Source organism: Rhizobium zaerense, assembly GCF_051810725.1.
GTDB classification, from domain to species: Bacteria; Pseudomonadota; Alphaproteobacteria; order Rhizobiales; family Rhizobiaceae; genus Rhizobium; species Rhizobium leguminosarum_I.
In genome coordinates, this window is the sequence record NZ_CM132690.1 from 2477292 (window position 1) to 2502232 (window position 24941).

The window sequence follows — 24941 nt, forward strand, 5'->3', positions numbered from 1 at the left end:
TCCGATCTTGGAGAGCAGAAGGGAAGATCATGAGCGTCTACGCAACCGTCGGTGCACTCGATTCTGTCAAATCGAATGGTTTTTATGATGCGACCCTGGCAACGATCGGTTGGAGCAAACATCGCGAATTTCCCGGATGGAGCGCTTATTCCGCAGGCGGGAAGGGTGACGGTTTCGTTCTATGGGTTTGCGAACCGTTCAACGGCGAACCGGCGAGCGCCGGAAATGGCTCGATGGTCGCATTCATGGCCAAGTCCCGCGCCGAGGTGGATGCTTTTTACGAAGCTGCCATGACGAACGGCGGAACGGACGAAGGCGCGCCTGGTCTACGTCCGCACTACGGGCCGAACTGGTATTCCGCTTACGTGCGCGACCCCGCCGGAAACAAGATTGCTGTCGTCTACGATAGCTGAGGCCAGCTCGATTGCCGCAACTCGACGTCTCGGGGATTTCCCTATGTGCCGGCGAATATGACGTGGGGACCGGCGCCGCGATCCGGCGTATCCCGGGGCAGGCCGAAGAAGCGTCTTGCCATTTCGGTCGGGCCGATATCCTCCAGGGACGTGAAGCTCAGGCTCAGCAATCGGTTCGCAAGATCCTCGGGATCGAAGTGCGTCAGCCACGGCTCGCCGGCTGCGGCTGTGCGCGCGCCCATTTCCGCGGCGCGGGCGCGGCGTTCGGGCGAATAGTTTTCGAGGGGTTCGCTGTAGTCGAAGACGATGGATGTGCTCGGCAGGCCGGCGACGAAGCGTAGCAAGGCAAAGACCGACGCCTCCGTGAGATATGGCACGACGCCAAGCCAGATGAAGAAGGACGGAGTCTCCGGCTCGAAGCCGGAATCGACGAGACGCGTTTTCAAATCCTCATGTTCGAAATCGACAGGAACGAATGTCGGCAGGCTTTGCGTCAGTCCGGTCTTGCTGAGCCGCATCTGCTTCCAGCTTTGCGTGGCGGGATGATCGACTTCGAAGACTTTCAGGCCGGCATGGGGATTGCGCAGTGCAAAGGTGTCGAGCCCGGCGCCGAGGATGACGGCTTGCCTGACGCCCCTTGCGACGGAGAGGCCAAGGCAGTCTTCCGCATATCGGCTTCGCGCCGCCATGAAAAGGCGAAAGGATCGCGTGGCGGGGTCCTGGGCTTTCAGATCGGCCTCGGCACAGGCCGCCTCGCCGAGGATGCGGCGGGCATAGGGGTCCAAGAAGATGGCGCCGCCATCCGCACTCTGATGTGCTGCTCGATAGGCTGCCGCGCCCATCGCGGTGCGGCTTGGTTCGGATGCTCGCATGAAGGCCTCTTTCTCTGTAAATCTGCTGCTGGCGCCGGCGGGAAGCTTGCCGGCACCCGAAACGCGGCGGATACCTTGTCATCGCGGGAAGACTAGAGCATGATTTTAACACTGTAAAGATTAGATCGAGACATGGCCACGCACGACGGATCGCCCCGCTATCATCACGGCAATTTGCGCCCCACACTGCTGTCCGTGGCGAGGGCGCTGCTGGAGGAGGGAGGCCCGGCGGCGCTGAGCATGCGGGAGATCGGCCGCCGCGCCGGAGTCTCGGCTCCGGCGGCATACCATTATTTCAACAGCCTGGACGCCATCGCGGCGGCACTCGCCGAACAAGGATTTGCCGAACTCAGCGAAGGCATCGATGCGGCACTAGCCGGTCCTCGGCGCCACCTGCTCGCCGGCGGCATCGCCTATGTCGCCTTTGCCCGCGCGAATCCAGGTCTCTACCGGCTGATGTTCGGGGAGGGCTTTCAGGCCTATTCCAAAGGAAACGAGGCGATACGCGCCCTGCGGATGCAGGTCTATCGGCAGATGAAGGACGACCTGGAAAAGCGGCTGACGCCCGAGGAGGTGCCGAACGCCGCGGTCTTTCTCTGGTCGCTGACGCATGGCCTTGCCTTGCTGATGATAGACGGCCAGGTCGAACCCGGTGCCGACCCCGACGCGAAGGTCGAGGATATCCTGAAGCTCGTGGGCATGGGGCTGCCTGCCGCGAGATAGGCTGTCGACGCGCTCGGGCTTCATCCATCTCCGCATGGGCGATCCAGCCAGGATCACTTCGATCCTATTGTCGACGGCGATGCCAGGACATTCAATCCCTACCAGGCGGTACGGGCGGTGCCGAGCGCGGTCGTATGAGAGGATGAGACCTGGGCGACGTGCGCCTTGAGCGACACGACGCAGTTTCCCGGAACGCTGAGATTGTGCGACGTCAAGTGTTTCAGCAATGTTTCGGCGTCGCGCTTTTCGGTTAGCGGAAATGTCACAGTCATGCGAGTTCTCCAACGAATAAACTGAGCATCCGCACAAATTAATGTCTAAATTCTTTTGCGCTGCAACAAGAAAATTTTAACGATAAAATTAAAATCGATTAGCTTCCGGAGTGGCTATTTTAAAATCGTTTGAAATTGGATCCGGGGCATCCCCGTGGATGCCTTGACCGCTTCGGCCAGCCGCGAGGGAAGATGCCGTCAATGTGGGCATTGACCTATCCCTTAAGATCCGAACGGGCTCGTTTCGCCCGGTTCCCGCCGGTCCAGCATTTCGCGCTCGGGCGCGAACCAGAAGCCGTTGTAGATCAGTTCGGCGTAGCGGGGCATGATCCCTATCCCAGGGGAGAGGCGTTCCTGTTCCTTGCCAGCCAGACGAGGCCAGTGACCAGGAGCAGGATCATCACGGCATGGGTGATGTAATCGAGCGTGGTTTGCGGGCCGACGCCGACGGCGATGGTGAAGGCGCCGATGAGAGTGCCGAGGAGGGCGAAGGACTGGGCCGAGATCGCAGCCGTTCGGCTCCACGATCGGTCAAGGCCGAGCGAGATCAGGCCGAGAAGGAGGACGGCTGATATCACCGCTTCGGCAATCATCGCCTGCCGGTGTTCGTGGCCTTCTAGGACGAACCCGGCATGGGTGAGCGAGGCAATGGCATAAAGACAGGTTTCGATCAGGAAGAGGATCGCGACAGCTGATCGCATGGCATAGCTCCTTGGCAAGGTGGACGCCCAATGGACTTTCCGGGGGAAATCGCCAATAAGGTTTGATCGGTACGATAATTTGAGTAATAAAACTATTTTTCAAGTGTGTTGCGAGGATATTTGATGCCTTCTGCCTCCGACCGCCATGCCAAAGCCGCCGCCTCGGCGTGGCGGATGATGTTCGATCTCTTGATGAAATCGGCGCCACAGCGGGTGGAAAGCCTTCAGGCGAGGGGGCTGACGCCAAACGATTCCAGGACTCTGTTCACCTTGCACGACGAGGGGGAGCCGATCAGCGCGCTCGCCCGTCAATGGGGATGCGACGCCTCGACTGCGACGTGGCTGGTCGATCGGCTGGAGCGAGCGGGCCTTGCCGAACGCGTGACGCCGGAACACGACCGCCGCATGAAGCTGGTACGGCTGACCCGGAAGGGTGCAGCCACCAAGGATGAGCTTTTGAGGGAGCATTATCGCCCGCCGGCGGAATTCCGGCACCTTTCGACCGGAGAGCTCGAAGAGCTGGCCAGGCTGCTTTCCAAGACCGAAGGAGAGGGGTGACGGGGTTCGGGACCGATTGCCGTTTACTGCCCCTCTGGACGGTCGCCACCAACGCGAGCTCAAGGCATTTCGTGATTGGCTCCTTGCCGAAATCGGTCATTCTTGAGATGCCGGGTGCCACAGCGCCTCGGCCGAATGGAGTCCACGATGAAAAGGATAAAGCTTGACCAGCTGTTTGGCCGCGAAGCGTTTGGCGATGATCCTGCCAATTATCACCGCGCGCGACCGGCTTATCCGCAAGCGACCTGGACGGCCCTGCGCGAGCGCGCCGGTCTCAGGGCCGGCATCGATATATTGGAGATCGGCGCCGGTTCGGGGCTGGCGACGATGGCGCTGCTCGGTCACCGGCCGCGCAGCCTCGTTGCCGTCGAGCCCGATGGCCGGCTTGCGGATTACCTTCGCGTCTCGATCGACAATCCCTGTCTTGATATCGTGGAGGCTGCCTTCGAGGCCGTCGATCTCAAGCCGGCCTCCTTCGATCTGGTCGCTGCCGCGACGATGTTTCACTGGCTTGACCCGACAGCTTCGCTAGAGAAGATCCATGGTCTGCTTCGGCCGGGCGGAGCCGTCGCCCTGTGGTGGAACGTCTTCGGCGATGCGGGCCGGCCGGATGCCTTCCACGACGAAACGGTGCATCTGTTCGCGAGTCATCCGTCGAGCCTGTCGAGCGGCGATGCGGAGCGACTGCCTCACGGGCTGGACGCTAACGCGCGTGTTAGGGAACTGGCCGCCACCGGCTTCATTGCCGACGAGCCGCAATTTCTCTCGTGGACGCTGACGCTCGATCCGGCAGCCGTCCGCCGGCTCTACGCAACCTATTCCAACGTGACCATACTGCCGCCGTCCGAGCGCGTCGCGCTGCTCGATGCCCTGGAAGCCATTGCCGCATCTCGTTTCAGCGGACGCGTCGAACGCAACATGACGACGGCGATCTATATCGCACGGCGACGCTCCTTAGAGGCAGACCATTACTCGACCTGGATATGAATATGGTCGTCGTGGCGGGCGGCGCGGCAGCCTTGAAAGCGGATATGGCTGTCGGTGATGCCGAGCGCGTTCTTCAGATGCGGCTCGATGAAGATCTTCTGCAGGCCGAAGCGCGTCACACCTTCGTTTGCCAACCAGCCGATCGCCGCCGATGTGCGCTGCTCCTCGATCCGATAGGCCGGAAACAGAGGCTGCAGCGCATCGAAGTTCCAGCGGGTGGTGAGCCAGTCGTTGCGCCCTTCGCATGGCAGTTCGTCGCCGCGGGCGGGTTGCTCAAAGGCGAAATAGCCGATGGGGGAGCGGGTGGCGCCATTCAGGAAGGCACCGTCCAGATCCTTGTAATAGTAGGCGAAGTCGAGCTTCTTCCCATCCGCATGCGACAGATGAGGGAGCAGCGGAAAGCCGTTCACGAAGGGGAAATTCGCATCCAGCGCGACGGTGACGGTTCCGGGGAATTCCCTGTCCATGTGGACGGCAAGCGCCTTTGCCAGATCGTGCACTTCTGGGGTGACGTAGTTGCGGTTCAGCAGGCAATAGATCGGGGAGCGGACCACGAGACGGTCCGTCGCGCCGGCGATGCAGGAAAGGGGAACTCGCCCGAAGATCGGCGCGGCGAAGCTCGCCGCAATAGTGGCGCTGGCATAACAAAGCAGGAAGATCGCAAGCTTTGCCAGAAACCGCCGCAAGCCCCAGGCGTGGGAGGCGGCCAGCGCCACGACATAGGCGATGCCGTCGATCTGCGTCAGCAGCGTCAGGATGAGGGCGATCAGGAGGTGAAGGGTAAAACGGAACACGGGAAGGCCTTGCGGACGTTGTCGTTCCCATAGGCGAGGCGATGGTGGCGCGCAAGGAGGATGGCGGGGTGCGCGGCTCATTTGCGCGTCCTCTGGAGTGCTTTGAATTGACAGGATCAATTATCTGACTAAAGTCAGACAATATGACCTACGATCCTGTCTCTCGTGTCCGACGTTTCAACCGTGCCGTCACCTCCGAAGTCGGCGCTCTCGATACGTCTTTCCTCGGACGCGGCCGTCCGCTGGGCGCTGCCCGTGTCCTCAATTCGATCGGCCGGGGACAAACGGATGTTGCGGTGATCCGCGATTATCTCGGTCTCGACTCCGGCTTGATGAGCCGTCTGCTGCGCAGTCTGGAAGAGGAAGGTCTCATCGAGACGCTACCGAACCCTCAGGACGCGCGCCGCCGCGTTGCCCGATTGACCGAAACCGGCCATTGCGAGTTTCAGGCCTATGAGGAGCTTTCCGATGCGCAGGCGAAATTGTTTCTGGCGCGCCATCGCCGCCCGGACGAACTGCTGCGCGCCATGGATATCGTCGCTTCTTCGCTGAGGCGTGAGCAGATCGTGCTCGAGGAGAAAGACCCGCGGCACGAAGACGCCAGCTATTGTCTGCGCGAATACTACGGCGAACTCGCACGCCGCTTCGAGAAGGGTTTCGATGTATCGCTTTCTCGCGATCCCGACGCCAAAGATATGGTCCGCCCGCGCGGTGCGTTCCTGGTGGCCATGTCAGATGGCCTGCCGATCGGCTGTGTCGGTCTGAAGGGCAATGGTGGCAAGGTTGCGGAGATCAAAAGGCTCTGGGTCGCCCCGTCTGCGCGTGGCCTTGGGCTCGCAACGCGCCTTATGACGGCCGCCGAGAACATCGCCCGCGAGCTATCCATCAAGCTCCTGCGCCTGGATACGAATAGCGCGCTGCCCGAGGCAACACAGCTTTATCGCGGAACGGGTTGGAGTGAGATCGACCGTTTCAACGACGACCCATACCCGGACACGTTCTTTGAAAAGCGCCTTTAAGTGAAGGTCGCTTTTTGCTGCCCGAAGTAGGGAAGGCGCCGCTGCTGGTCCTTTGCATGGCTCAGGGCGTTCGGCCCTGCGATCGATTCACTGGATCGATCGCTCCTGCTTTGCAGGACCGGGCCTCACTCCCTGCCGGTCAGGCGGCGAAGCGCTCCGTTATCGGGCGGCGGCGCAGGTTCGGCTGCGTTACAGCAGGCGGATTATAGGCCGCCTCCAACGGGCCGGTGTCGGTGCCGGGCGGGACGATCGCGTCGATCCGGTCGAGGATTTCGTCCGTCAAGCTCACCCCGGCGCCGGCAAGCAGATCGTCGAAGTGCTCCATCGTGCGCGGGCCGATGATCGCCGAGGTGACGGCCGGATGGGCGATGGTGAAGGCCATCGCCATGTGCGCCAGCGAGAGCCCTGCCTGCTGGGCGAGCGGGATGAGCCGTTCGACCGCGTCCAGCCGACGCTCGTCGTTCATCTGCCTGGGGAAGCGTTTGGCGCGGGCGCTATCGGGCTGCGGCGCGCCCTTTCGGTATTTGCCGGTGAGCATGCCCATCGCCAGCGGGCTCCACACCATCGCGCCCATTCCGTAACGTTCGCAGGCGGGCAGAACCTCGCGTTCGATGCTGCGGTTGAGGATCGAATAGGGCGGCTGCTCGGCGCGGAAACGTGCCAGCCCGCGGCGCTCGGAAACCCATTGCGCCTCGATAATTTCCGAGACGGGGAAGGTCGACGATCCCACGGCACGCACCTTGCCCGCCCGTATCAGGTCGGTGAGGGCCGAGAGTGTTTCCTCGATGTCGGTATCGGGTGCCGGCCGGTGGATCAGGTAGAGATCGATATGGTCGGTCTGCAGGCGGCGGAGCGAATCCTCGACCGCCCGCGTCAACCAGCGGCGCGAATTGCCCTGCCGGTTTGGGTCGTCGCCCATCGGCAGATGCGCCTTGGTGGCAAGCACGACGTCGTCGCGCCGGCCCTTGAGTGCCTTGCCGACGATCTCCTCGGATTCGCCGCGGCTGTAGATATCGGCGGTGTCGATGAAGTTGATGCCGGCATCGAGAGCCTTGTGGATGATCCGGATCAGATCCTCGTGGTCGGGATTGCCGGCAGCGCCAAACATCATGGCGCCGAGGCAATAGGGGCTGACCTTGATGCCGGTTCTTCCAAGCGTGCGGTATTGCATGGTCTGTTCCTTTTATTGTGGAGGCGGACTTCGTGCGCAACGATGTGGCCAACACCGTCGCGCTGTGTTAATTTGCATAAACGGAACCGTATTCCGTTTTTATACGGAACAATGTTCCGTTTTGCAAGCGAGTGAATAATGAGCGACGAGAGAAAGGAGCAGGAGGACGGCGTGAAGCCCGGGGAAAGGGCGAACAGGCGCGTGCGCGCCGACGCCAAGCGCAATCTCGACGGGCTGCTTCAGGCTGCATTGACCGTGTTTGCGACCTCCGGCGTCGATGCCCCGGTGCGTGAGATCGCGGAGAAGGCCGGTGTCGGAATCGGCACCGTTTACCGGCATTTTCCCGAGCGTTCCGACCTCGTCGTCGCCGTCTTCCGCCGCGAAATCGATGCCTGCGCTGACGCTGCGCCCATCCTTGCCGCCGAACATGCGCCGGGCGAGGCGCTGGCCAGATGGATGCAGCGTTTCGTGGATTTCATCGCGGCCAAGCGCGGGCTTGCGGCGGCCCTGCATTCCGGCAACCCAGCCTTCGATGCGTTGCCCGCCTACTTCCAGCAGCGGCTGCAGCCCGCCCTTCGCTCGCTTCTCGACGCCGCCGCTGCCGCCGGTGAGGTCCGCACCGATATCGCCGCCGAGGATCTTTTGAATGCGGCCGCAAGCCTCAGCATGCACGCCTACGCCCAAGGGTCCGAACATGCTCGGCGTATGGTTTCCCTGCTGGTCGACGGGCTGCGCTACGGCGCTGTACAGCGATGAAGGTGTGCCGATGAAACAGGCCGTTGCCCGGCCGGCACGCGCGCTCGGCCGGGCAACGGCCTTGCGTCATCAGGTCCGCATCGACAGTTCGATATCCTCTTCGAATGGTGTCGAGAGGTAGCCGGCCGCGGGCGAGCGTACGCGGGCGAGATAGTCCGGGCAGAGGTCGGCATTGTCGGCGACGATGAGAGCGCCAGGCCTCAGGCGGTCTTCCACCAGTTCCAGGATATCGCGATAGAGCGCCTTGGCGCCATCGAGGAACAGCAGGTCGATCGTTTCCGGGAGATCCGTGCTCAGGGTCTCAAGGGCATCGCCTTCGCGGATCTCGACGAGATCGATGAGGCCGCCGGCCGCCAGGTTGGCGCGGGCGCGGGCCAGCTTCGACGGCTCGAACTCGCTGGTGATCAGCCGGCCGCCGCCATTGTCGCGCAGCGCGGCGGCGAGATGGAGGGTCGATATGCCGAAGGATGTGCCGAATTCGACGATCGTTCGTGCGCGGCTGCTTCGCGCCAGCATGTAGAGCAGCACGCCGGCCTCCCTGGAGACGGGAAGCCAAAGATCTCTAAGGCGCCCGTAAAGCTCGAGATATTCGGTCTTGCTGCCGATCAGGCGCATTCGCTCATCGCCTGACAGGCCCGACATTGCAGGGCTCGTTGCCGCGGCTGCCTCCTCGAATAGGCCGTCGAGCAGGGGTGCCAGCGGGGCGGTGGTCAGTGTCGTCATGTAAAATCTCCTTGATGACAGGTTCTTGTGTAGGACGAAAAATACGAGTAATTCGTCGCATCTGCTATTCGCATTGCGGAGCGCTGCCATGACCGATCGTCCAAGAGCCCGGATTTCCTCACGAAAACAGCCCAAGCAGGCCCGATCGAGCGAGCTCGTGGCGGCGATCCTGGATGCCGCTGCTCAGGTTTTGGCGCGGGAAGGCGCCCAGCGCTTCACCACGGCGCGGGTGGCCGAAAGGGCCGGCGTCAGCATCGGATCGCTCTACCAATATTTCCCCAACAAGGCGGCGATTCTCTTCCGGCTGCAGAGCGACGAATGGCGGCAGACGACGGACATGCTCGGCGGCATCCTTGCCGATGCGCAGAGGCCGCCGCTTGAACGGCTGCGCCGCCTCGTCCATGCCTTCCTCCGCTCGGAGTGCGAGGAGGCGGCGATGCGCGTGGCGCTCCATGACGCAGCACCCCTTTATCGCGATGCACCGGAGGCGCAGGCGGCGAGGGCATCGGGAGACCGCATCGTCGAACTGTTCATGCAGGAAGTACTGCCTTCTGCGCCGGAGGCGACCCGGGCGCTTGCCGGCGAGCTGATCACCACGACGCTCGGCACGGTCGGCAAGCAGTTCTCGGAGGCTCCGCGGAGCCTTGCCGAGATCGACGCCTATGCCAACGGCATGGCCGACATGTTTTGCGCCTACCTCGAACGGCTTGGGTTCGGCCGGGACCGGGCATAACGTTCCCGGCGGCACACCCGCCTCGTCCTACATTTTGGAACTGCCCGTCTGGTTCCACAATGGCGATCTCGTATGCCTATGGTTGCCGGAGGCACCCTGCGGCATCACTTAGCGTGAAAGATCCCGAAGGGCTCGTTTATTTGGCCAGCACGATATGCGTGGCGTGTTCGGTCGCGACATGCTCGGCGACGCGGAAGCCGAGGGCCGGGAGGTCGATGCCTTCAAACATCGCCTCGCCCTTGCCGAGCACGACCGGCGAGATGGCGAAATGCAGTTCGTCGATCAGACCGGCCTGCAGATACTGACGGACGGTGCTGACACCGCCGCCGATTTTCACATCCTTGTCGCCGGCCGCGGCCCTCGCCTTGTCAAGCGCTTCTTCGATGCCGCCGGTGATGAAGTGAAACGTCGTGCCGTCCTCCATGGCGATCGGTTTGCGGGGATAATGCGTCAGGATATAGGTCGGCGCGTGATAGGGCGGGTTCGGTCCCCACCAGCCTTTCCAGGCGTCATCCGGCCAATTGCCGCGGATGGGGCCGAACATGTTGCGCCCGAGAATGAAGGCGCCGAAATTGGCCATGCCGCGGGCCGCATAATCCTCGTCAACGCCCTCAGAACCGCCGTCCTTTCCGGTCATCGTGCGGAAGGTGCGGGTACGGAAAAACCATTCGAACATCTCCGTTCCCCGCTTGCCCAGCGGATCGTTCATGCTTTGCTCCAGCCCGGCGCCGAAACCATCCACGGAAAGGGAAAATGCTGCGACACGCACCTTGGACATGCTGCTCTCCTCCATCTGATTGCAAATTGAAACTAGTTGCCTTGTTGCATAAGTGATCCTATATTGCAACCAGTTCTCAAGGAGAATATCGTGGATATCGAACTGCGGTCGGGTTGCCCGATCAACCTGACGATGGAAGTGTTGGGCGACCGGTGGAGCCTCATCATCATCCGGGACATCATGTTTGGCAACCGCCGCCATTTCCGCGATCTTCTGACCCATTCGGAGGAGGGGATCGCCTCCAACATTCTGGCCGCCAGGCTGAAGCGCCTGCTCTCGCTCGGGTTCATCAGCAAGCGGGACGATCCGAGCCACAGTCAGAAAGCGATCTACAGCCTGGCGGAGCCGGCGATCCAGCTGGTGCCCGTCTTCGCCATGATCGGTGCGTGGGGGCGGCGACATATGCCTGTGAGCGAGGAGCTGAGCATTCGCGCGCAGCTTCTCGAAGAAGGCGGGCCGCCGCTGTGGGACGCATTCATGGAGGATCTCCGGCAGATCCACATCGTCGATCCGATCGGCGGCGCCAATGGTACATGCACCTCACCGGTACTCGCCAAGTTGACGGCGGCGTTCCTCGAGGTCCGCGCGAGAGCGTTGTCGCAGGCATCCTGATATCGAGGGAAGTCGGTCCGATCAGCCGCCGGCACCCTGGTATTTGCCGGTGGCATACCGCCAGTGAGCGATTGCGATCAACACCCAGATCGGGCCGGCCATGAGAGCCACGGGCCCAGCCCAGTCCCCGAGGATCGGGATGGGCTTGCCGAGAAGGGCACCGACGGGGACCGAGCTGGTGAGGGCCAACGGGACCGCGGTGATCAGGATGGTCTGGATGCCGCCGGGAAAAATATTGAGCGGGTAGCGCGTCAATTCCCAGAAGCCGAAGAAGATCGAGAACAGATGGTTGGACCGCACCCAAATCAATGCCGTGGCGCCGATCATGGTGATGAGGGCACCCGTCAGCAGCGTCGCGCTGATAAGCGCAGCAATGAAGAATGACGCGGACCAGACCGACCAGGTCAAGTCGACGGACAGAACGGCCCAAGCCATCAGCGCCACTGCGAGGATGACGTGGCCGGCATAGCCGATATTGAGGCCGGAAAAGACCAGATAGGCCCAAGGGCTGAAAGGCTTGACCAACAGCGTGTCGTAAGTGCCGAGCCGCACCAGTTCTTCGAGCTCGCGCAATTGCACGAAGCTCATCGCGGCACCCAGCGAATAAGCGAGCAGCTGAAAGCTGAACAGCAGCGCAAGCTCCGGCCAGGTCCAGCCGCCGAGGGTGTCGAAGCGGGCAAGCAGGATGCCGATGGTGGCGAAGACGCTGCCATAGGAAAGGATCTGCGCAAGACGGTCGAGCCAGAAAGCGCCGCGATATTCCATTTTGGAGCGGACATGCATCCGGACCAGCAGTGGAAGGACGCGCAGGTGGTGCATGAGCATGATCAACCTCCCTGCACGGTGATGCGGGTGGAGGCGCGGCGCCACAGCCAGAGGACTCCGGCCAGGAACAACGCGGCCCAGGCAAGGCCCAGGCCGAGATGGAGCAAGACTTCGGCCGTGGAAAGCCTGCCGAGATAGACGGCATTGGGGTAATAGACCACCCAGGCGAAGGGCAGGTGGCGGGCAATCCTGGCAAGACGTTCGGGGAAGAACCAGAAGGGCACCAGCAGGCCGGAGAACAATTGCAGCAGAGCGCCCAGGATCCAGTCCAGCGAGAAGCTCGTCATCAGCCAGAAGGCGATGAGGCCGAAGAGCGCCGACATCAGGAACAGCAGCGCAAAGGACAGCGCCCAGAAGGCGACGAACATCAGGCCATCGAACAGGCTCGCCGGCGGCAGCATGCCGTAAAACAACGCGGTGAAGGCGACGGTCGGAATGACCTGGGTCATCAGGCGATAACCGAAGCTGCCGCATTCGTTGGCGAAGAGATAGAGCGGAAAGGACAAGGGCTTGAGCAGCCAGACCGCGATATCGCCGGTCTTGAGTGACCTGCCGATCTCGCCGATGATCCTTTCGGGGCGGGTGGCGCCCATCACCGCGCCGCCGAGCAGGGCATAGGTGACCATCTGCTGCAGGGAAACGCCCTCGACCACGATGCCGCCGATGCCGGCATAGGCCGCCTGCCAGATGGCGACACGCGCGAAGACCTGTACGAGTTTGCCGAAGATATTGGCCCATACTTCATTGCGGTAGGCGAGCTGCGAATGGAAGGAACTGCGCGCGAAGGCGAAATAGGCGCTCATGATGCCCGGGCCTTGGCATTGCTATGCCGGTCGGCGTTGCGGCGCTGGTAGAAAGTGCGGATGACCTCTTCGATGTCGGGCTCGTGCAGCGCCACGTCCTTAAGGTCGCGCCCGCTGCCGACCTCCGACAAGACTGCGACCAGCGAGATGTCTTCACGCTCGATGAGATAGTTCTTGCGCAGGCCCTCGTCGCTGACGAGAGCCGCGGTGCGCAATGGCAGCGGTCCAGGGTCACTGGCAAATTCGAGTGTCAGCCGCCGGGCCGAGCCCAATGCCGCGCGCAGGCTCTTCAATTCGCCGTCGAAGATGAGCCTGCTATGGTCGACCATGATCAGCCGCGGGCAAATGGTCTCGATGTCCTGCAGGTCATGAGTGGTGAGGATGATGGTGACGCCGCGCTCGCGGTTGATCTCGGCGAGAAAACGCCGCACGGCATCCTTGGCGACGACATCAAGCCCGATGGTCGGCTCGTCGAGAAAGAGGATCTTGGGATCGTGCAGCAGTGACATCACGATCTCGGCGCGCATGCGCTGGCCGAGGCTGAGCTGGCGCACCGCGCGGTCGAGAAAGGGCGTCAAGTCGAGCAACTCGCTGAAGCGCCTGAGATTATCCGCATAACGCGCGACTGATATGTCGTAGATGCGCTGGTGCAGGGTAAAACTGTCGATCAGCGGCAGGTCCCACCATAGCTGGCTGCGCTGGCCGAAAACGACACCGATCTCGCGGGCATTGTCCATGCGCTTCAGATGCGGCGTTCGGCCGAGCACCGAGAGCATGCCGGCGCTCGGCACCAGGATGCCGGTCATCATCTTGATCATCGTCGATTTGCCGGCGCCATTGGGGCCGAGATAGCCCACGGCTTCGCCCGCCGCGATGTCGAAACCAATGTCGGAAACGGCCAGAACTTCCGTATATTGGTTGGTCACCAGTGTCTTCAGCGCGCCCAGCAGGCCCGGAAATCTCTTGTGCTGCCGAAAGCGTTTGCTGACGCCCCGCGCCTCGATCAAAGCCGTCATATGTATTTCCTCGAGGGTGATTCCAGCCGATTCGGCAGCAATACCCAGGCTAACGCGGGGCTCGGCCAGTTCAAGCAAAAGTCGCTTTTTTGGCGTTACTCAATCGAACCTAGCCTTTTGCGTTGACAGCCATGATCAATCGATTCCTGTTAGGATCATGAAGATTCTCGCAATATCCGGCAGCGCCCGGCGCAATTCCACCAATACCGCCATGCTGCAGGCTGTCCGCGCCGTTGCGCCAAGCGAGATCGAGATTTCGATCTTCGACGGCGTGGGGCGGTTGCCGGTATTCTCGCCTGATCTCGAGGGGGAGAATCTACCGGAGGCGGTGCGGGATTTCATCGATTTGATCGCTCAGAGCGACGGGGTGATCATTGCCAGCCCGGAATATGTCCGATCCATCCCCGGCGGCCTCAAGAATGCGATCGACTGGCTCGTATCCGGAGATGAGATCGTCCATAAACCGATCGCCCTGCTGCACGCATCGCATCGCGGTGATGACATGCTGGCAGGCCTTCGCACTATCCTTGCGACAGTCACCGACCGGTTTGCGTGCAATATTTTCCTCAGGCTTCCTCTCATGAAGCTGGAGCCGGCCGAGGTGTTCAAGGCCGTCGGGGCAGCAGAGAACCGTTCCAGAGTGCAGGCTTATCTTCAGGCATTCTCGGCCTATTGCATGGCAGACAGCAAGATCGCCTGAGGTCCGCCGCTGCATCATCGAACCTCCATCAGCAGGCCGTTCTCGAACGCCGTCTTTTCGTGAAGCGTGTGCAGAATGACGAGCGGGGCTGCGAGCAGTACGGCGAGGATAAAAGCGGAGAGGACGTGTCTCGTCAGGAAACGGAGGATAGGTCGGATCATCTTGATCTCCAGCTACCGAGAATATTCCTTGTGCTGGACCTCGACGATTGCGGCAGCATGACCGGCTGCCTTGCGAGCTCCGCAATGCTGCCGCAACCCTTGTGGCGGACAGAGGGGAGAACGAGACAATGGACAGGCGATGCGGATACTGTTGATAGAGGATGAGAGGGAGTTGGCCGAGGCGCTGTCGTCCGCACTCGGCAAACATGGGATCGTCACCGACCACACGGTGCATCTGGCCGACGCCGTCGAGCTGACGCGGCAGAACCTCTACGATGCGATCCTGCTCGACCGGCGCCTGCCCGATGGGGAGGGGCTGAGCTTCATTCCCGAGCTCAGGCGGACGGGGAAGGATACGCCGATCATCGTGCTGACGGCGCTGAACGAACCGAAGGAGCGGATCGAGGGCCTCGACCTCGGGGCCGACGACTATCTCGGAAAGCCGTTCCTGGTCGAGGAGCTGATGGCGCGGCTCAGGGCCGTGCTGCGGCGATCGCCTGAATTGGCCGAACTCAAGATCACCGCCGGGCGGATGGTGATCGACCCGCTGCATCTCAGCGTCACCGTCGATGCCGTGCCGCTCGATCTCCCCCGGCGCGAACTTCTGGTGCTGGCGGCACTCGCAAGGCGCAAAGACAAGACCGTACTGCGCTCGACACTGGAGGCGGCGGTTTATAACTACGAAGAGGAAATCCAGTCGAATGCGCTCGACGCGCATATTTCGCGGCTGCGCAAGCGGCTGATCGATGCCGGCGCCGGCGTCGCGATCCACAATATCCGCGGTGTCGGTTATCTCATGAAGGAGGAGTGATGCGCCAAGCTACCAGGTCGAACCTTTCACTCTGGTGGACGCTCAGCTGGCAGCTCAGTATCGTTTTCGTGGCTGTTGTTGCGACGGTGATCATCGGTCTTTGCATTTACGCCACCAGCATCCTCTCGCCCAATGAAGGAATGCAGGTTCAGCTGACTGCAGCCCTCGAGGAAGCTCTTACGCGTGACTCGCAGGATAGGATCGCTATCGCGGATAGCCCGCGTCTCAGGTCGTTCAAGGCTGAGAACAACAGGCTCTGGTTTTTCGTCGCCACACCCAGTGGAGAAACGGCCTCCTACGGCGTAATACCGGCGCCCTATGCGGACCTAGCCCGGTACGTCTACCTCATCAAAGACGCCGACATACGAGGGGCGTCCGGTACGACCGAGGTCGCCTCCATCGACCGTGTCGACACGGCAGAAGGCGAATACAGAGTGATGTACGGCGGAAACGCCAGCAGAAGCTCCGCATTTCTGGCAATACTCGGCAAAACCTACCTCATTTACACACCACTTTTGGCCATCGCTTTGCCCGGGGTTTTTCTAACGATCCCCCGCGTCGTAGCGCGCGCTTTGGCCGGCGTGAAGGATATAGCGAGCAAGGCATCGGAAATCGAACCCCGCCGGCAAGGAGCCCGATTGCCGGTGGATGGTATCCCCACGGAAATCGCACCATTGGTGATTGCTTTTAACGGAACGCTTGAGCGGCTTGAGATCGAGTTTAAGAAACGCCAGCGTTTCCTGATCGATGCGGCGCATGAGCTGCGGACGCCGATCGCTATCATGCAGACGCGCATCGACGGCATGCCCGATGGGCGCGAGCGGCAGCGGCTGCTTGACGACGTGGCGCGGCTGGCCGAGGCAGCCGAACAATTGCTCGATTTCGAGCGGAACCACCAGGCGGCCGATCTCGACGAAACGGTCGATCTCGTCGAGATCGGTCGGATGGTGGTCGCCGATCTTGCGCCGCTGGCCATTGCCGGCGGCTACCAGATCTGCTTTCAAAGTGAGGTGGAGAGCCTTGAACGCCGCGGCAGCCCTTCGGCTCTGCCGCGGGCGGTCAGCAACCTGGTACGCAACGCCATCGATCACTGCGTCAACAGGGGCATGATCACGGTTTCGGTGTCGGGCTCGGTTTCCGGGGTGGGGCAGATCAGTGTCGCCGACGAAGGGCCGGGCATTCCGGCCGAGCATCGGGAGCTGGTTTTCGAGCCCTTCTATCGAGTCACTCCGAAGAGCAAGGGCGCCGGTCTCGGCCTCAGCCTCGTCAAGCAGATCGTCGCAAATCATGGCGGCGAGGTCAGCATCGAGAGCAGTGCTGTCGGGACGCGGGTGACGATCGAACTCGCACAGGGCAGGCCTGCTTGAGCAGCATCCGCCTTGGTTCTGATCGGTAAAGGCTCAGGGAAGTGATCTGTAATGTTGCGGCAATTCTCGACCGCCACTTTCGCCCGACCCTAGAGCGCCGCGCGTCCGACAGGACGCGCCAGGACGCTCTAGAGCTTTAAACCTGCGCATAATCCTCCGCGAAAATCGATCTCGATTTTCGGGGTTATGCGCTATCGACGACGGAGGCCAGACAGCGTGCGCAGCAATCCATTTCCATTTTCCTTCCAATTGGCGTCGAGAGGCTTGTCCCTCGCTCTGCCGGTGGCGCTCGCCATGGCCGCGGCCGGGTGCAGCTCGGTGCCGCTGAAAGAGGCCGGCACGCTTTCTTCCTACGGCAATCTCGGCGCGCCGAAGGGCAAGCTGTCGAAATCGCGCGTCTATGTCGATGGCGCGCGCCTTGGCCCGGCAAAGACGGTGAGCATCGTGCCGACGACTTTCGCTTTCAGCGCCGCGATCCGCGTTAAATCGGACGCGGACCGGGTGATGGTGGCGAACGCGCTGGACCGGGCGCTCTGCATTTCGCTCAGCGACAAATATCAACTGGTCTCTGCCGGTCAGCCGGCGGACCTGACAATCCGCTCGGTCGTCACCGACATCGTGCCGACCAACAAGGCGATGGCTGGTGTTTCGACCGTCGTGACCGTCGGCACCGGTTTCATGCTGCCGGTCGCCGTGCCGCGGCTGCCGGCCGGCCTCGGCGGACTGGCGGTCGAGGCGGAAGCCGTCGATAGCGGTGGCGTGCAGCGGGCGGCGATCGTCTGGTCGCGCGGGGCAAACTCGCTGCAGAACAGCCCCCGCGTTTCCGAAGTCGGTGACGCCTATAGCCTGGCTGCGAAATTCAGCAGCGAGTTTTCGCGCATGCTGATCAAAGGCAAAGAGCCGAATGGAGTGGATATCTCGCTGCCCTCAGGGCAGCGGATGAAATCCTGGCTCGGCGGAAAACCGAAATACGCCGCCTGCGACGCCTTCGGCCGGCCGCCCGGACTGATGGGGACTGTGGCCGCCAAATACGGCGCGCCGCCGCAATGGACCGAGAAGAAGCCGAAACCAGCGGTAACCAATTGAGAGAATCCGGCGCCGGCGCCCGACAAGCCGCCGCGACCAGCACTCAGTCCGCTCCAGGCTGACGGGACGGACGGAGCAAAGGCAGGCAAGGCTTGTGCTCCGTCCGTCTGAAAATGCGCCGCGCATTTCACGTCAGCCGGCGGCTCTGGGCTTCAGCCAGAAATACAGTTTGATCTGATCGGGCCTGTCGGAGGGATGCGGGCCGCGCATGAACAATTCGCCGCCATTGCGCTCGATCACGCGCCGCGAGGCGTCATTGTGCTCGTTGCAGAGGATGACCAGTCGGTCGAGGCCTTCCTTCGCCGCAACGGTTAGCAGAAGGCTCAGGGCGGCCGTCGCGCGGCCATTGCGTTGTTTCCACGGCACCAGGGAATAGCCCACACGGCCCGGCACCTCGGGCGGCAGCTCTTCGGTGCTAGCTTGAAAGCGCAGGCTGATGCTGCCGCAGAATTCGCCGTCCCAGATCCAGAACAGACGGGTGGTGAGAGGCGGCGATCCGGATCCGGCGCGCCACTTGCCATCAGGAATGAGATCGTCGAGAAACCTCGATCTGTCCTGGCGCAGCCGCTGAAGCTCACCGTGAACATAGGCTTCATCGCCGGCGCGGCGCGGATCGGGAGACCAGCCGGCGGCGAGCGCCGCTTCGAAGCCTGACAGGTTTTCCAGATCAGGGGGAAGCAGGACGATGCGGGTGCCGGGCTTTGCTGTCTCTGCAGATATCGATCACCCGCGCTCTGTCAGGCGGCGGGGCGACTCGGCAGGTTCGATCCGCGCGGCTGGAGCCGGAAGACAAGCACGGCTGAGGGCCGTTGGAAAGCAGGCGAGGTTGTTTTGGGACACATCGGCATCAAAAAGCCCCGCATCTTCATGCGAGGCTTGTTCCGATGGATGGGCCGGATTACTGGCACTGGCGGCGCGGGCCGTAATTCGGCTGGTAGGTATTGTCATAGGCGCGGTATGACCGGTAGCGGCTATAGCAATAGTCGGCGTGCGAACTATAGGCATTCGTGCGCGGCTGGGAAGCGATGATGCCGCCGATGAGCGCGCCGGCCGCCAAACCGCCGATGATTGCGCCGGTGTTGTCGTGGTCGTGATACCGGTGGTTATAGCGCCGATTCCAGCCATAGCGGTCGTCGCGGTAGTAGTCCCGGTCGGCGATAGTAGTCCCCGTCGCGATAGTGGTGGCGGTTGCGATACCAAATGCGATTATGGCCGAACTGACCCGGGCAGTTGGTGAAGTTATTGCAGCCAACGGTCATGATGCGAGCGTCGGCGCTTTGAGGCGCCAGCTGCGCCGATTGCACCGGGCTCGGCACGAACGCCGGGCCTGCCGAGGCCGGCATTCCGGAGAAGGCCGTAGCTATCGACAGGGCAATGATGGCGATTCTGTTCATTTCACTCACCATGGGTAAACGGATCTATCAAGGGCATAACGCAGGGGAAGGGGAATGGTTCATTTTGAGAAATTCAGCAACAAGTTCAAATTGAAAGTAGATAGTCAATTAGATCTTTATGGATGGGCCGCATCAATGACCGAGATGTAACATCACTCCTGTGCATGTCGTAAGGATTAGCATGCGGCTCTCCAGAATTCTCTGTGTTCTCTGTCTCTCGATGAGCTTGGCGATTGCACCTCTCAACATCATCTTCACCGATTTGTCTCCTGCTTTCGCCAAGGGCGGCAACGGCGGCGGCAATGGTGGTGGCAACGGTGGTGGTGGCGGTGGGTGGCCACGGCGGCGGAAACAGCGGCGGAGGTCATGGAGGCGGCAGCAGCAATAGCGGCGGCGGAAAGGGCGGCACCAGTTCGAGGGGGAAGACAGAAAGCGGCCGGACCGGAAGCACGGGCAAGGCCGCCAAGACGAAATCGGCTAAGCAGACTGTCAGTACGAAGGGCACGTCCAAAAAGACGACCATCGCCAAAGCGCCTGCGACAAAACCTGCAAAGAAGCCAGCAGCAGAGCTCGCCGGTCTCAATTCGCTGAAGCGCAACTTCCACGCTCTCATGAAAACGGCCGATCCTCGGATGGCCGCGATTGCCGCGTTCAGCACGGCGTACGCTCAATATGAACTCACCAACGGAGTGGCGCCACCGGCCGACGATCCGCTATTGGGCGATGCCGCCCTGACTGCGGCGCTGGCCGCCGCAACCAAAACAGGCACGGTCACGCCGGAGGCTTTAGGCTGGGCACAGGAGACGCTCGGTGTCGGAACAGCTGTCGGGACGATCGACCAGATGAGAGACGCCTTGGCGGCGGCCGCCCCGACGCCGGAAACACCGGCAGCAGAGACCGAGACAGCGATCGGCGAGACGGCCGACGGGAGCGCGACGACAGACCCGGTCGCGACTGAGGAAACCTCTGAGACTGGAATGGAAGGCACAGCGGACACCACTGAAGCCGCCCAGAGTGTTGACGAAACCGAGACCTCTGCCACAAGCACCGAGACGACAACGAACCCGTAATCCTCTTTGAGGAACCTTCGGGATTTGCCGAATTCATTGCCCCTCCGACGACGGGGCAATGCTGTTTGTCGTTGGCGACATGGCACTGTGTCAGCACTGCAGCCGTGCAACTGCCCGCGGGCTTCAGACCCCGGCTTCGTTGCCGGCCGTTGCGTATGTATGTCGGCCCGCTCGAACTCACCGCCTACGCCGACAGCCTGCTGGCCTCACCGGACGGCGCTGGTGCGGGATGTCAACAGGTCCATGGCTAAGGCACTGGCGAGCGAACGGGATTGGTGAAAGTTCTTTTGAACCTGAAGGCGCTCTATCAGGCTCACCTTCCGCCGGCCAGCAACCGAAGCTGGCTTTCGTCATGCACACCCTGGCGGTAAAGCTCGATGATGAGGGCACCAAGACGGTCGGCCTCCTTGCCTGTTCTGTCGATCTTTAGCCCGCTACAGAGGGCTTCGTGGACACGCCTGCACACGTGCAGATCTTCGGAGGCGAGCGGTTCGTCACGTGTGCTAAACAGCTTGTCTGACATCGCAATCTGCCTTTTTTGGATGCCGTGAATCGCTTTCGTGGAAAAAAGATAATTTCGCGATCTTTGCTCTGCAAGATGGGCGAAGGTCCGAAATTCAAAAACAATTTTGGCCGCGCGGGAAGATACGGGCGCGGGCGGCGGCACGAGATGAGTCCGATCAAGGCGTCGGCTGGACGGATGGTGCGAGCGTGAGATCTACTTGGTTGCGGGGCCCTGGCCGCTTTGTTGCGCCAGGCGCAGCTCTTTCAGCCGCTTCGTTTTTTCGCGGCGGGCCCGCTGCTCCGCCTCGATGGTTTCCTTGGCGGCTCGCTCGGTGTTTTCGAAACGATCCTGTCGGTAAGCCTTTGATGAGGGTTCACGTTCTCTTTTCATGGCCGCTAAACGCAAATCAGCGAAAACGGTTTCATGGGAAAATGCGTCACTGGCTGTCAATCGATCGACATAGCCGGCGTGCCTACGTCTGGAGTCACAGCCATAATAGCAACCGGGCGCCTCGTCGGCGCCCGGCAACATTGCGGATCAGCCTTTGATGAAGGCGAGGATGTCGGGATTTATGATGTCGGCATGGGTGGTGCACATGCCGTGCGGGAATTTCTCGTAGACCTTCAGCGTGGCGTTCTGCAGGAGCTTGGACGAGAGCAGGGCGGAGTCGGCGATCGGCACGATCTGGTCGTCATCGCCGTGCATGACGAAAGTCGGCACGGTGATGATCTTCAGGTCTTCGGTGAAGTCGGTTTCCGAAAAGGCCTTGATGCCGTCGTAATGCGCCTTGGCGCCGCCGATCATGCCCTGGCGCCACCAATTGTTGATGACCGGTTCCAGGACCTTCGCACCCGGCCGGTTGAAGCTGTAGAACGGGCCGGCCGGCAGGTCGTGATAGAACTGTGCGCGATTGTCGGCGAGCTGCTTGCGCAGCCCATCGAAGACTTCGATCGGCAGTCCGCCGGGATTGGCTTCCGTCTTCACCATGATCGGCGGCACGGCGCCGATGATGACGAGTTTGGCGACACGGCCCTGCGGCTGCCCATGGCGGGCGACATAATGGGTCGCTTCGCCACCGCCGGTGGAGTGGCCGACATGGACGGTGTTCCTGAGATCGAGATGCTCGACGACGGCTGCGGCATCGGCGGCGTAATGGTCCATATCATGACCGTCGCCCACCTGGGTCGAGCGGCCGTGGCCGCGCCGGTCATGGGCGACGACCCGGTAGCCCTTCTCAAGGAAGAACAGCATCTGGGCGTCCCAGTCGTCGGAGCATAGCGGCCAGCCGTGATGGAACATGATCGGCTGGGCAGTCTTCGGCCCCCAATCTTTGTAGAAGATCTCGACGCCGTCCTTGGTGGTAACCGTGCTCATCTTTTGGCTCCGTTGGTGGGGTTGGTTGGATTAATGCGCTCAGAAGTTTGCGCTGTTGCCTGCAGAATTGACAAAACCGCGAGCGCCGCTGGGCCGGGGGCTAGGGGCGAGAAGGTCGCGTCTGATCAACCCGAATATGTTGATGTGCTTATCGAATGCCTCTTTCTATTCTATTGATATGACAAACGTTTGTATGTTTCCACGAGGATGGGTGTGAACCCGCCCATTTCGCATGGCTGCTTTGCGCTGCAAACATTCTTTTGATCCACAGTATCTTGGCTGTTGGCCGTCTCAGGCTAGTTCGTCAGGGGCGTAGCGAAGGGACTGATTTAACGGCGAACGTCTGTAATGAGCCATTTTTTTGATATTCGTTCAATATATCCGTCCGGCTAGTTCAATATATCTGTCCGGGGTAGGTGGGCTCCCGTTCTGCCGCCCGTGCATGCAGCTGCCGGCGCTCACTTGAACGCGGTTCATCGCCCAACCATCTAATCCTCATACAACAGCGCCATGGCGGACCGTCGCAACCGCGACGGCTTTGCCGGCGGCGGGACGGCCGTTATTGCCGCCTGAGGATCAAATAATGGGTTACATGGATAAGGACATAGCGCCTCAGAACGACGGGGCGCTGATCGATGCCTATTCGCAATCGATCGCAGCAGCAATCGACATCGTCGGGCCGGCGGTCAGCCGTATCGAGAGGGTGGGCGGCCGGCAGGGGCACGGGTCGGGTTTCGCCGTCTCGCCTGACGGCCTGATCATCACCAACAACCATGTCGTCGATGACGCCAAGGTCGTTCGCATCACCACGCCCGATGGCTTCGTTACCGAGGGCCGCGTGCTCGGCCGGGATGTGGATACCGACATCGCCCTCATTCGCGCCAATACAAGCACCGGCGCCTGGGCGAAGCTCGGAGATTCCCAGCGCCTGCGCAGGGGCCATATCGCGATCGCGATCGGAAACCCGCTCGGCTTCGAATGGACGGTTACCGCCGGCATCGTCTCGGCGCTCGGCCGGTCGATGCGGGCGGCCAGCGGCCGGCTGATGGAGGACGTGATCCAGACCGATGCGGCGCTCAATCCCGGCAACTCGGGCGGGCCGCTGGTGTCTTCGGGCGGGGAGGTCATCGGCGTCAACACTGCCGTCATCCAGGGCGCGCAGAGCATCGCCTTTGCCGTGGCATCGAACACGGCCAATTTCGTGGTTTCGGAGATTCTCCGCTATGGCCAGGTCAGACGTGCCTTCATCGGCATAGCAGGCGATACGATCGTGCTGCCGCGCCGGGTGGCCCTTGCGGCGGGCACGGTACAAACGACCTCCGTTCGCATCCGCCGCGTCGAGCCGGACGGGCCGGCGGCAAAGGGCGGCCTGCAGGAGGGCGATTATATCCTCGCCATCGACGGCAGCCCGGTCGGCGGCGTCGACGATATCGTGCGATTGATGGATGGCAGCAGGATCGGCAGGGATACGGAGATTTTGGTGTTTTCGGTGGCGGGCCGCATCGAGAAGAAGATCTTGCTGCCGATGGCGCGGTCCTGACGCCGCACTTCGGCGCCATGACGTGACGTCACCTACGTCAGGCGCTGACCGCCTCCTGCTCCGTTCCCGAAAAATCCACCGCCGCAAAGGCCGCCGCCAGCACCTCCGGCCCGGCGCCGGTTTTTGCCGCGTCGATCGACAGGATCTGACGGTAGCGTCTTGCGCCGGGCAGGCCGGTGAAGAGGCCGACCATGTGGCGGGCCACGTGCTGCAGCCGGCCGCCGCTGGCGATGTGGCGTTCGGCATAGGCCATCATCCGGTTACAGAGCCCTTCCCAATCCGGTTCGGCCGCAGGCGCACCAAAGAAGCGCTGGTCGATGTCGGCAAGGATCGCGGCATTCTGATAGGCGGCGCGGCCGAGCATGACGCCATCGACATGGGCGAGGTGGCTTGCCGCCTCGTCGAGCGTGCGGATACCGCCATTGATGCCGATGAAGACATCGGGCCAGCGCTGTTTCATCCGATAGACGATCTCGTAGTCGAGCGGCGGGATCTCGCGGTTCTCCTTGGGACTCAGGCCCCTCAGCCAGGCCTTGCGAGCATGGATCCAGATCGCGTCGGCGCCGGCATCGAGAACGCGGGTGATCAGCTCGGGCAGCGCCTGTTCCGGTTCCTGCTCGTCGACGCCGATCCGGCATTTCACCGTCACCGGCACGGTCGCAACCCTCTTCATCGCAGCGATGCATTCGGCCACCGTTTCCGGCGTCAGCATCAGGCAGGCGCCGAAGGTGCCGGACTGCACGCGGTCGGAGGGGCAGCCGACATTGAGGTTGATCTCGTCATAGAAGTAGGGTTCGGCGATCTTAACCGCCTCGGCAAGCTTTGCCGGGTCCGATCCGCCGAGCTGCAGCGCCAGCGGATGCTCGGCGGCGTCATGACCGAGCAGCCGGTCGCGCGGGCCGTGGATGATTGCATCGGCTACCACCATCTCGGTATAGAGCAGCGCCTCGCGGCTGATCTGGCGGTGGAAATAGCGGCAATGCCGATCCGTCCAGTCGATCATCGGGGCGACCGCAATAATCGGCCTCTTCTGCGTCATCGACGTTCCATAGGTCCTTATTCCCGGGCGCCGCACTGCGATGCCCTCTGCCGCAGCGCGGCGCGGTCACCGCCGTATGGGGCGGGCATCCATAAAGCGCGCATATAACACTTGTCGGTGCGATCGACAAATGACCGC

30 protein-coding genes and 1 pseudogene are annotated in these 24941 nt (G+C 61.9%); 14 read left to right on the plus strand and 17 right to left on the minus strand.

Annotation, left to right across the window (positions count from 1 at the left end):
* Nucleotides 1–29: 29 nt before the first annotated feature.
* Nucleotides 30–413 (plus strand): VOC family protein, encoded by a 384-nt coding sequence (locus tag ACS4RR_RS11930; protein ID WP_222384274.1) that lies wholly within the window; start codon nucleotides 30–32, stop codon nucleotides 411–413.
* Nucleotides 414–454: 41 nt separating this feature from the next.
* On the opposite strand, the gene ACS4RR_RS11935 is transcribed toward ACS4RR_RS11930, so the two are convergent.
* Nucleotides 455–1285 (minus strand): class I SAM-dependent methyltransferase, encoded by an 831-nt coding sequence (locus ACS4RR_RS11935; RefSeq protein WP_222384115.1) that lies wholly within the window; start codon nucleotides 1283–1285, stop codon nucleotides 455–457.
* A gap of 132 nt (nucleotides 1286–1417) precedes the next feature.
* On the opposite strand from ACS4RR_RS11935, the gene ACS4RR_RS11940 reads away from it, so the two are divergent.
* Nucleotides 1418–2008, plus strand: coding sequence for a TetR/AcrR family transcriptional regulator (locus tag ACS4RR_RS11940; protein WP_222294761.1), 591 nt, complete (start codon nucleotides 1418–1420; stop codon nucleotides 2006–2008).
* A gap of 98 nt (nucleotides 2009–2106) precedes the next feature.
* Here the strand turns inward: ACS4RR_RS11940 and ACS4RR_RS11945 are convergent, their stop codons facing one another.
* Nucleotides 2107–2280 carry a hypothetical protein gene (locus ACS4RR_RS11945; RefSeq protein ID WP_003540843.1) on the minus strand — a complete coding sequence of 58 codons (174 nt, stop codon included), beginning with the start codon at nucleotides 2278–2280 and terminating at the stop codon, nucleotides 2107–2109.
* A gap of 332 nt (nucleotides 2281–2612) precedes the next feature.
* The gene (locus ACS4RR_RS11950; protein WP_222384116.1) at nucleotides 2613–2981 is read right to left on the minus strand and encodes a hypothetical protein; all 369 of its coding nucleotides are present in this window, start codon (nucleotides 2979–2981) and stop codon (nucleotides 2613–2615) included.
* Nucleotides 2982–3104: 123 nt separating this feature from the next.
* On the opposite strand from ACS4RR_RS11950, the gene ACS4RR_RS11955 reads away from it, so the two are divergent.
* Complete coding sequence (locus tag ACS4RR_RS11955; protein ID WP_222384117.1) at nucleotides 3105–3539, plus strand: MarR family winged helix-turn-helix transcriptional regulator; 435 nt, start codon at nucleotides 3105–3107, stop codon at nucleotides 3537–3539.
* A 135-nt stretch (nucleotides 3540–3674) separates the two neighbouring features.
* Nucleotides 3675–4526 (plus strand): class I SAM-dependent methyltransferase, encoded by an 852-nt coding sequence (locus ACS4RR_RS11960; RefSeq protein ID WP_222384275.1) that lies wholly within the window; start codon nucleotides 3675–3677, stop codon nucleotides 4524–4526.
* On the opposite strand, the gene ACS4RR_RS11965 is transcribed toward ACS4RR_RS11960, so the two are convergent.
* On the minus strand, nucleotides 4508–5401 hold the full coding sequence (locus tag ACS4RR_RS11965; RefSeq protein WP_456188820.1) for a hypothetical protein: 894 nt from the start codon (nucleotides 5399–5401) through the stop codon (nucleotides 4508–4510). The genes ACS4RR_RS11960 and ACS4RR_RS11965 overlap by 19 nt on opposite strands.
* 62 nt (nucleotides 5402–5463) lie before the next feature.
* Here ACS4RR_RS11965 and ACS4RR_RS11970 point away from each other — a divergent pair, with 62 nt between their 5' ends.
* Nucleotides 5464–6339, plus strand: coding sequence for a bifunctional helix-turn-helix transcriptional regulator/GNAT family N-acetyltransferase (locus tag ACS4RR_RS11970; RefSeq protein ID WP_222384118.1), 876 nt, complete (start codon nucleotides 5464–5466; stop codon nucleotides 6337–6339).
* A 139-nt stretch (nucleotides 6340–6478) separates the two neighbouring features.
* On the opposite strand, the gene ACS4RR_RS11975 is transcribed toward ACS4RR_RS11970, so the two are convergent.
* Entirely contained in the window at nucleotides 6479–7510 is a 1032-nt protein-coding gene (locus ACS4RR_RS11975; RefSeq protein ID WP_456188822.1) for an aldo/keto reductase, read from the minus strand.
* A 138-nt stretch (nucleotides 7511–7648) separates the two neighbouring features.
* On the opposite strand from ACS4RR_RS11975, the gene ACS4RR_RS11980 reads away from it, so the two are divergent.
* Nucleotides 7649–8266, plus strand: a complete 618-nt coding sequence (locus ACS4RR_RS11980; protein ID WP_260108907.1) for a TetR/AcrR family transcriptional regulator — start codon at nucleotides 7649–7651, stop codon at nucleotides 8264–8266.
* A 69-nt stretch (nucleotides 8267–8335) separates the two neighbouring features.
* Here ACS4RR_RS11980 and ACS4RR_RS11985 read toward each other — a convergent pair whose 3' ends face one another.
* A complete protein-coding gene (locus tag ACS4RR_RS11985) occupies nucleotides 8336–8989 on the minus strand; it encodes an O-methyltransferase (RefSeq protein WP_170255165.1) in 654 nt (217 codons plus the stop codon).
* Nucleotides 8990–9077: 88 nt separating this feature from the next.
* Between ACS4RR_RS11985 and ACS4RR_RS11990 the strand changes: the two genes are divergently transcribed.
* A complete protein-coding gene (locus tag ACS4RR_RS11990; protein WP_222384120.1) occupies nucleotides 9078–9722 on the plus strand; it encodes a TetR/AcrR family transcriptional regulator in 645 nt (214 codons plus the stop codon).
* A 136-nt stretch (nucleotides 9723–9858) separates the two neighbouring features.
* On the opposite strand, the gene ACS4RR_RS11995 is transcribed toward ACS4RR_RS11990, so the two are convergent.
* A complete protein-coding gene (locus tag ACS4RR_RS11995) occupies nucleotides 9859–10500 on the minus strand; it encodes a dihydrofolate reductase family protein (RefSeq protein WP_222384121.1) in 642 nt (213 codons plus the stop codon).
* A gap of 90 nt (nucleotides 10501–10590) precedes the next feature.
* Between ACS4RR_RS11995 and ACS4RR_RS12000 the strand changes: the two genes are divergently transcribed.
* On the plus strand, nucleotides 10591–11112 hold the full coding sequence (locus ACS4RR_RS12000; RefSeq protein ID WP_222384122.1) for a winged helix-turn-helix transcriptional regulator: 522 nt from the start codon (nucleotides 10591–10593) through the stop codon (nucleotides 11110–11112).
* Between the two features lie 21 nt (nucleotides 11113–11133).
* Here ACS4RR_RS12000 and ACS4RR_RS12005 read toward each other — a convergent pair whose 3' ends face one another.
* Genes ACS4RR_RS12005 through ACS4RR_RS12015 form a run of 3 tightly spaced genes read right to left on the minus strand, consistent with a single transcriptional unit; the run spans nucleotide 11134 to nucleotide 13756 of the window.
* Complete coding sequence (locus ACS4RR_RS12005; protein WP_222384123.1) at nucleotides 11134–11937, minus strand: ABC transporter permease; 804 nt, start codon at nucleotides 11935–11937, stop codon at nucleotides 11134–11136.
* Between the two features lie 2 nt (nucleotides 11938–11939).
* Entirely contained in the window at nucleotides 11940–12740 is an 801-nt protein-coding gene (locus tag ACS4RR_RS12010; RefSeq protein ID WP_456188825.1) for an ABC transporter permease, read from the minus strand.
* Nucleotides 12737–13756 (minus strand): ABC transporter ATP-binding protein, encoded by a 1020-nt coding sequence (locus tag ACS4RR_RS12015; RefSeq protein ID WP_222384125.1) that lies wholly within the window; start codon nucleotides 13754–13756, stop codon nucleotides 12737–12739. The genes ACS4RR_RS12010 and ACS4RR_RS12015 overlap by 4 nt, the downstream gene beginning before the upstream one ends.
* A 157-nt stretch (nucleotides 13757–13913) precedes the next feature.
* Here ACS4RR_RS12015 and ACS4RR_RS12020 point away from each other — a divergent pair, with 157 nt between their 5' ends.
* Entirely contained in the window at nucleotides 13914–14456 is a 543-nt protein-coding gene (locus ACS4RR_RS12020; RefSeq protein WP_017964791.1) for an NADPH-dependent FMN reductase, read from the plus strand.
* Between the two features lie 14 nt (nucleotides 14457–14470).
* Here ACS4RR_RS12020 and ACS4RR_RS12025 read toward each other — a convergent pair whose 3' ends face one another.
* A complete protein-coding gene (locus ACS4RR_RS12025) occupies nucleotides 14471–14617 on the minus strand; it encodes a hypothetical protein (protein ID WP_168724812.1) in 147 nt (48 codons plus the stop codon).
* Between the two features lie 139 nt (nucleotides 14618–14756).
* Here ACS4RR_RS12025 and ACS4RR_RS12030 point away from each other — a divergent pair, with 139 nt between their 5' ends.
* The 3 genes from ACS4RR_RS12030 (at nucleotide 14757) to ACS4RR_RS12040 (ending at nucleotide 17881) form a co-directional block, all read left to right on the plus strand.
* Nucleotides 14757–15428, plus strand: coding sequence for a response regulator transcription factor (locus ACS4RR_RS12030; protein WP_017964789.1), 672 nt, complete (start codon nucleotides 14757–14759; stop codon nucleotides 15426–15428).
* Nucleotides 15428–16795: a sensor histidine kinase gene (locus ACS4RR_RS12035; protein ID WP_222384126.1), complete on the plus strand. Its 1368-nt coding sequence runs from the start codon at nucleotides 15428–15430 to the stop codon at nucleotides 16793–16795. Before ACS4RR_RS12030 ends, ACS4RR_RS12035 begins: the two co-directional genes overlap by 1 nt.
* A gap of 186 nt (nucleotides 16796–16981) precedes the next feature.
* Nucleotides 16982–17881: a DUF3313 domain-containing protein gene (locus ACS4RR_RS12040; protein WP_222384127.1), complete on the plus strand. Its 900-nt coding sequence runs from the start codon at nucleotides 16982–16984 to the stop codon at nucleotides 17879–17881.
* Nucleotides 17882–18013: 132 nt separating this feature from the next.
* On the opposite strand, the gene ACS4RR_RS12045 is transcribed toward ACS4RR_RS12040, so the two are convergent.
* Complete coding sequence (locus ACS4RR_RS12045) at nucleotides 18014–18601, minus strand: GNAT family N-acetyltransferase (RefSeq protein ID WP_222384276.1); 588 nt, start codon at nucleotides 18599–18601, stop codon at nucleotides 18014–18016.
* A gap of 178 nt (nucleotides 18602–18779) precedes the next feature.
* Nucleotides 18780–19275, minus strand: a pseudogene (locus tag ACS4RR_RS12050) (BA14K family protein).
* Nucleotides 19276–19577: 302 nt separating this feature from the next.
* Between ACS4RR_RS12050 and ACS4RR_RS12055 the strand changes: the two are divergent.
* Complete coding sequence (locus tag ACS4RR_RS12055; protein ID WP_456188826.1) at nucleotides 19578–20345, plus strand: hypothetical protein; 768 nt, start codon at nucleotides 19578–19580, stop codon at nucleotides 20343–20345.
* A 313-nt stretch (nucleotides 20346–20658) separates the two neighbouring features.
* Here ACS4RR_RS12055 and ACS4RR_RS12060 read toward each other — a convergent pair whose 3' ends face one another.
* The 3 genes from ACS4RR_RS12060 to ACS4RR_RS12070 all read right to left on the minus strand — a co-directional run bounded on the left by ACS4RR_RS12060 (nucleotide 20659) and on the right by ACS4RR_RS12070 (nucleotide 22224).
* Nucleotides 20659–20868 carry a hypothetical protein gene (locus ACS4RR_RS12060; RefSeq protein WP_222384277.1) on the minus strand — a complete coding sequence of 70 codons (210 nt, stop codon included), beginning with the start codon at nucleotides 20866–20868 and terminating at the stop codon, nucleotides 20659–20661.
* Nucleotides 20869–21063: 195 nt separating this feature from the next.
* Entirely contained in the window at nucleotides 21064–21300 is a 237-nt protein-coding gene (locus ACS4RR_RS12065; protein WP_260111049.1) for a hypothetical protein, read from the minus strand.
* 87 nt (nucleotides 21301–21387) lie between these two features.
* Complete coding sequence (locus tag ACS4RR_RS12070; protein ID WP_027689170.1) at nucleotides 21388–22224, minus strand: alpha/beta fold hydrolase; 837 nt, start codon at nucleotides 22222–22224, stop codon at nucleotides 21388–21390.
* Nucleotides 22225–22807: 583 nt separating this feature from the next.
* Between ACS4RR_RS12070 and ACS4RR_RS12075 the strand changes: the two genes are divergently transcribed.
* Nucleotides 22808–23764, plus strand: a complete 957-nt coding sequence (locus ACS4RR_RS12075; RefSeq protein WP_017964780.1) for a S1C family serine protease — start codon at nucleotides 22808–22810, stop codon at nucleotides 23762–23764.
* A 37-nt stretch (nucleotides 23765–23801) separates the two neighbouring features.
* On the opposite strand, the gene dusA is transcribed toward ACS4RR_RS12075, so the two are convergent.
* The gene (gene dusA / locus ACS4RR_RS12080; RefSeq protein WP_456188827.1) at nucleotides 23802–24803 is read right to left on the minus strand and encodes a tRNA dihydrouridine(20/20a) synthase DusA; all 1002 of its coding nucleotides are present in this window, start codon (nucleotides 24801–24803) and stop codon (nucleotides 23802–23804) included.
* Nucleotides 24804–24941 lie beyond the last annotated feature (138 nt).

Coding starts and splice junctions, on each gene's coding strand:
- ACS4RR_RS11930 (WP_222384274.1), top strand. CDS start 30: ATGAGCGTCTACGCAACCGTCGGTGCACTCGATTCTGTCAAATCGAAT.
- ACS4RR_RS11935 (WP_222384115.1), bottom strand. CDS start 1,285: ATGCGAGCATCCGAACCAAGCCGCACCGCGATGGGCGCGGCAGCCTAT.
- ACS4RR_RS11940 (WP_222294761.1), top strand. CDS start 1,418: ATGGCCACGCACGACGGATCGCCCCGCTATCATCACGGCAATTTGCGC.
- ACS4RR_RS11945 (WP_003540843.1), bottom strand. CDS start 2,280: ATGACTGTGACATTTCCGCTAACCGAAAAGCGCGACGCCGAAACATTG.
- ACS4RR_RS11950 (WP_222384116.1), bottom strand. CDS start 2,981: ATGCGATCAGCTGTCGCGATCCTCTTCCTGATCGAAACCTGTCTTTAT.
- ACS4RR_RS11955 (WP_222384117.1), top strand. CDS start 3,105: ATGCCTTCTGCCTCCGACCGCCATGCCAAAGCCGCCGCCTCGGCGTGG.
- ACS4RR_RS11960 (WP_222384275.1), top strand. CDS start 3,675: ATGGAGTCCACGATGAAAAGGATAAAGCTTGACCAGCTGTTTGGCCGC.
- ACS4RR_RS11965 (WP_456188820.1), bottom strand. CDS start 5,401: ATGAGCCGCGCACCCCGCCATCCTCCTTGCGCGCCACCATCGCCTCGC.
- ACS4RR_RS11970 (WP_222384118.1), top strand. CDS start 5,464: ATGACCTACGATCCTGTCTCTCGTGTCCGACGTTTCAACCGTGCCGTC.
- ACS4RR_RS11975 (WP_456188822.1), bottom strand. CDS start 7,510: ATGCAATACCGCACGCTTGGAAGAACCGGCATCAAGGTCAGCCCCTAT.
- ACS4RR_RS11980 (WP_260108907.1), top strand. CDS start 7,649: ATGAGCGACGAGAGAAAGGAGCAGGAGGACGGCGTGAAGCCCGGGGAA.
- ACS4RR_RS11985 (WP_170255165.1), bottom strand. CDS start 8,989: ATGACGACACTGACCACCGCCCCGCTGGCACCCCTGCTCGACGGCCTA.
- ACS4RR_RS11990 (WP_222384120.1), top strand. CDS start 9,078: ATGACCGATCGTCCAAGAGCCCGGATTTCCTCACGAAAACAGCCCAAG.
- ACS4RR_RS11995 (WP_222384121.1), bottom strand. CDS start 10,500: ATGTCCAAGGTGCGTGTCGCAGCATTTTCCCTTTCCGTGGATGGTTTC.
- ACS4RR_RS12005 (WP_222384123.1), bottom strand. CDS start 11,937: ATGCTCATGCACCACCTGCGCGTCCTTCCACTGCTGGTCCGGATGCAT.
- ACS4RR_RS12010 (WP_456188825.1), bottom strand. CDS start 12,740: ATGAGCGCCTATTTCGCCTTCGCGCGCAGTTCCTTCCATTCGCAGCTC.
- ACS4RR_RS12015 (WP_222384125.1), bottom strand. CDS start 13,756: ATGACGGCTTTGATCGAGGCGCGGGGCGTCAGCAAACGCTTTCGGCAG.
- ACS4RR_RS12020 (WP_017964791.1), top strand. CDS start 13,914: ATGAAGATTCTCGCAATATCCGGCAGCGCCCGGCGCAATTCCACCAAT.
- ACS4RR_RS12025 (WP_168724812.1), bottom strand. CDS start 14,617: ATGATCCGACCTATCCTCCGTTTCCTGACGAGACACGTCCTCTCCGCT.
- ACS4RR_RS12030 (WP_017964789.1), top strand. CDS start 14,757: ATGCGGATACTGTTGATAGAGGATGAGAGGGAGTTGGCCGAGGCGCTG.
- ACS4RR_RS12035 (WP_222384126.1), top strand. CDS start 15,428: ATGCGCCAAGCTACCAGGTCGAACCTTTCACTCTGGTGGACGCTCAGC.
- ACS4RR_RS12040 (WP_222384127.1), top strand. CDS start 16,982: ATGCGCTATCGACGACGGAGGCCAGACAGCGTGCGCAGCAATCCATTT.
- ACS4RR_RS12055 (WP_456188826.1), top strand. CDS start 19,578: ATGGTGGTGGCAACGGTGGTGGTGGCGGTGGGTGGCCACGGCGGCGGA.
- ACS4RR_RS12060 (WP_222384277.1), bottom strand. CDS start 20,868: ATGTCAGACAAGCTGTTTAGCACACGTGACGAACCGCTCGCCTCCGAA.
- ACS4RR_RS12070 (WP_027689170.1), bottom strand. CDS start 22,224: ATGAGCACGGTTACCACCAAGGACGGCGTCGAGATCTTCTACAAAGAT.
- ACS4RR_RS12075 (WP_017964780.1), top strand. CDS start 22,808: ATGGGTTACATGGATAAGGACATAGCGCCTCAGAACGACGGGGCGCTG.
- dusA (WP_456188827.1), bottom strand. CDS start 24,803: ATGACGCAGAAGAGGCCGATTATTGCGGTCGCCCCGATGATCGACTGG.